We start from the raw sequence: 3,802 nt of genomic DNA, 5'->3' as shown, positions 1-3,802 counted from the left end.
CGCACCTTCCCGGAGCTGTTCGAGGACTACCTCATCCGGCCCGTGGACGACTACCCCACGCGCCTGTTCGATACCCTGGCCTCGCTCGTGCCCGACGTGGAAGACCCCACCGTCGCCGTGCTCACCCCGGGCATCTACAACTCCGCTTACTTCGAGCACTCGTTCCTGGCTCAGGAGATGGGCGCCTACCTGGTCGAGGGCAAGGACCTGGTGGTCGACGACAACGACGAGGTGTTCGTGCGCACGATCGGCGGTCTCGACCGCGTGCACGTGATCTACCGCCGCATCGACGATCTGTTCATGGACCCGGAGGTGTTCCGCGAGGACTCCGTGCTCGGCGCCGCCGGCCTCATGCGCGCCTGGCGCGCGGGCAAGGTGGCGATCGCCAACGCCCCCGGCTGCGGCGTCGCCGACGACAAGCTGGTGTACACCTACAGCGACGCCATCATCCGCTACTACCTCGACCAGGACCCGATCCTGCCCGTGGTGCCCACCTTCCGCTGCCACCTGAAGGCCGAGCGCGACCACGTGCTGGAGCACCTGGAGGACCTGGTGGTGAAGCCGGTGAGCGAGTCGGGCGGCTACGGCATGCTCATCGGCCCCCAGTCGACCAAGGCCGAGCGCGAGCAGTTCGCACGCAAGATCCGCAGCAACCCGCGCAACTTCGTCGCCCAGCCGATGCTGAAGCTCTCCACCGCACCCACCATCATCGACCTGGATGCGGCGCCGAGACACCTCGACCTGCGGCCCTTCATTCTGAGTGGCGCGGACCAGTGGGTGACCGCCGGTGGCCTCACCCGCGTGGCCTTGGTGGAGGGTTCCACCGTGGTGAACTCCTCCCAGGGTGGCGGTAGTAAGGACACCTGGATCGTGGATGATTCCTAGGACATTGGAATGCTTCTTTCTAAGGTAGCAGAGCGCGTCTACTGGATGGCGCGCTACGTGGAACGGGCCGAGAACACGGCGCGCCTGATCCAGGCCAATACGCGCATGATGCTCGACCTACCCATGCGTCATCAGGACGGCTGGCGCACGCTGGTGGTGATCACCGGCAGCAACGACCTCTACAGCGAGCAGTACGAGCAGGTCGAGGAGCGCACGGTCAGCCGCTTCCTGATCAGTGATCGGCAAAACCCCGGCTCGATTCGAAGCAGCTTGAACGCCGCGCGAGAGAACGCCCGCACCTTGCGCGACATCCTGCCGCGCCAGGCCTGGGAGTGCTTGAACGAGCTGTGCCTCTACGCGTCGAACGAACTCGCCGGGAATCTCTCACGCACCCGCCAGGCAGAGCGACTACACGGCGTTATCGAACGAGCGGGCACCTTCGCCGGCGCCCTCTCCAACACGATGCTGCACGATGAGGCCTACGAGTTTCTTCGTATCGGTCGCAACCTCGAGCGCGCAGACATGACGACGCGTTTGATCGACGTCCGCTCGGTAAACCTCATGATGCTCGATACGGATGACAAGTTCCTGATAGAGCAAGCTCAGTGGCGTGCTGTGCTGGCAGCTCTATCTGCCAGCACCGGCATCAGGCGACGCAAGCAGCGCCGCCTCACGCAAACGGCCGTGCTTCAATTCGTCGTCAAGGACGATGCCTTTCCGCGTTCCTTCGCCTACTGTGCGGGCGTGACGCGCACAGCGCTGCAACGCCTGCCGCGCAGCCGAGCCTTGGTGCGCAGTTGCAACGAGATTCTCGAGCGCGTCGCACAAGCGGATCTCGCGCGCATGGCCCCGGAAGATCTGCACAGCTTCGTCGATCAACGGCAGATCGAGATAGCCGACCTGCACGCGCGCATCGAATCCACCTACCTGCAGCTGAGCTAGGATTCCCTCAGTCGCCGATGGCGACGACCGTCCGCCCGGTGACCTTGCCATCCATATAGGCACCGAACACATTCGGTAGGTTGTCGAAGCTCACCGTTCGGTGGGCGATCTTATCGAGATGACGCGGACGCAGATCGCCGAACAGCCGCGACCACACAGCGAGGCGCAGCTCGCGAGGTGTCTCCACGGAGTTCACGCCGAGCAGGGAGACTCCGCGCAGAATGAAGGGCATGACGGTGGTGCTGAGCTTGTGGCTCGCTGCCAGTCCGATGCTCGCCACACTGCCACCGTAAGCAGTACTGGCGATCATCCACGCGAGGAGGTCGCCGCCCACGTTATCGATGGCGCCGCCGAGACGAGCCGCCTCCAGGGGTTTGCCAGGCAGGTCCAGGCCCGCCGGCGACAGCACATCCTTCGCGCCGATTCCCGTGAGCCAGTCCACCGCCTCGGCCTTCGATGACAGGGCCATCACCTCGTAGCCCGCGCCGGCCAACATATCCACCGCCAGTGATCCCACGCCGCCCGAGGCGCCGGACACTGCTATCGGACCTAAGGCGGGCGTTTGCCCGGTGAGCTCCATGCGGTGCACGGCGAGGCCGGCGGTGAAGCCCGCGGTGCCCAGCTGCATCGCCTCGAAGGGCGTGACGCCTTCAGGCAGGGGGATGACCTCGTCGCCGTCGATGCGCAGGTGGGTGGCGTAGCCGCCGTCGCGGGTCTCGCTCAAGCCGCTACCGGTCACCACCACCTTCTGGCCGGGCGCGTAGCGTTCGTCGGCGCTGCTCAGCACTTCGCCGGCCGCGTCGATGCCACCGTTCAAGGGGTAGGTGCGCAGGATGGGCGAGGCGCCAGTCGCTGCCAGGGCATCTTTGTAGTTGATGCTCGAGTACTCGACGCGGATCAGCACATCGCCAGGGGTGAGGTCGGCGATCGGCAACTCCACGACGTTGGCGTCACCGCGTGCGGCGATACGAAAGGCGCGGCACTGGCCGGCGTCGGCGTTGTCCCCCATGGACGGGCTCCTGCTTGGTGGTGGCGGGCGGCGACGGACGCGCCGCCGAGGGCGCTATTGTGCGCGGCGCGCCAGCCAGACCTCCAGCCCCTGCACGTTGAGGCCGATGTCCGGTCCGAGCAGTTCGAGGCGGCGCTCGTCATCGCGATCGAAGCCATGGGCGTCGAGGCGCTGGTGCAGGAAGTCGGTCATCCCGGCCTCGAGGCGGGCCGTACGGTCCGCGGCGTCGGCGTGGGCCGTGGCCAGGGCGACGAAGCCGTCCAGGCACACATGGAGGTCGTGCGCGAGGCGATCCACTTCCGCCACCCGCGAGTAGTGGGTGAGGAACATCGCGTGGGGGCGATAGGCCTGCAGGCGATCGATCGAGGCGTGGGCGGCCGGCGGATCGAAGTGCACCGGCGTGGTGGTGGGGAAGATGAAGGGGCCGTTGGCCGTGTCCAGCTCACGGTAGGACACGCCGAAGGTATCGCCCGTGAAGATGGCCTGGGCGTCGTGATCGACGAGGCAGTAGTGGTGGCGGGCGTGGCCCTCCGTGTGGATGGCCTCGAGGTCGCGCCCACCCAAGCGGAAGCGTTCGCCATCAGCGGCGATATGAACGCGATCCTCGGGGATCTGGGCGATATCCCCGTACATGTGCCGGAATGGTTCTTCGCCGTAAACGGCGACGCTGCCAGCGACCAGCTTGCTGGGTTCGATCAGATGGCGTGCGCCCCGCGGGTGTATGACCACCTTGGCGTTGAGCAGGGACGGCAGCAGGGCACCCGCGCCCCCCGCATGGTCGAGGTGGACGTGGGTGACGAACACGTAGTCCACCACCGCCGGATCGATGCCGAGTTCGCCCAGGGCCTCGAGGATGTGGGGCACCGAGTGTCCGGTGCCCGTATCCACGATCGCGGCCCGCCCGCCGTCGGTGATGACGTGGACCGCGTCGAAGCCCGGCCGGATCAGGGCCGAGTCCACGGCGGT

The 3,802-nt window shown here is 66.5% G+C and carries 4 protein-coding genes; 2 read left to right on the top strand and 2 right to left on the bottom strand.

Annotated features, from left to right (window positions below; all coding sequences use genetic code 11):
• Together AAF184_25180 and AAF184_25175 are read left to right on the top strand one after the other, a co-directional pair.
• Positions 1–885: circularly permuted type 2 ATP-grasp protein (locus tag AAF184_25180; GenBank protein MEO0425650.1), on the top strand; the 885-nt coding region annotated here is incomplete at its 5' end.
• 9 nt (positions 886–894) lie between these two features.
• Positions 895–1,827, top strand: a complete 933-nt coding sequence (locus AAF184_25175; protein MEO0425649.1) for an alpha-E domain-containing protein — start codon at positions 895–897, stop codon at positions 1,825–1,827.
• A gap of 7 nt (positions 1,828–1,834) precedes the next feature.
• Here the strand turns inward: AAF184_25175 and AAF184_25170 are convergent, their stop codons facing one another.
• Together AAF184_25170 and AAF184_25165 are read right to left on the bottom strand one after the other, a co-directional pair.
• Complete coding sequence (locus AAF184_25170; protein MEO0425648.1) at positions 1,835–2,836, bottom strand: acryloyl-CoA reductase; 1,002 nt, start codon at positions 2,834–2,836, stop codon at positions 1,835–1,837.
• Between the two features lie 54 nt (positions 2,837–2,890).
• The coding region (locus AAF184_25165; GenBank protein ID MEO0425647.1) for an MBL fold metallo-hydrolase at positions 2,891–3,802 on the bottom strand (912 nt) is incomplete at its 5' end.

Source organism: Pseudomonadota bacterium (genome assembly GCA_039815145.1).
Classification (GTDB): Bacteria; Pseudomonadota; Gammaproteobacteria; order Steroidobacterales; family JBCBZW01; genus JBCBZW01.
Note: the sequence above shows the minus strand (reverse complement) of the source record. Positions and strands in the feature narration are given on the sequence as shown.

Bases quoted from the DNA above. Each gene is read 5' to 3' on its own strand.
- AAF184_25175 (MEO0425649.1), top strand. From the start codon at position 895: ATGCTTCTTTCTAAGGTAGCAGAGCGCGTCTACTGGATGGCGCGCTAC.
- AAF184_25170 (MEO0425648.1), bottom strand. From the start codon at position 2,836: ATGGGGGACAACGCCGACGCCGGCCAGTGCCGCGCCTTTCGTATCGCC.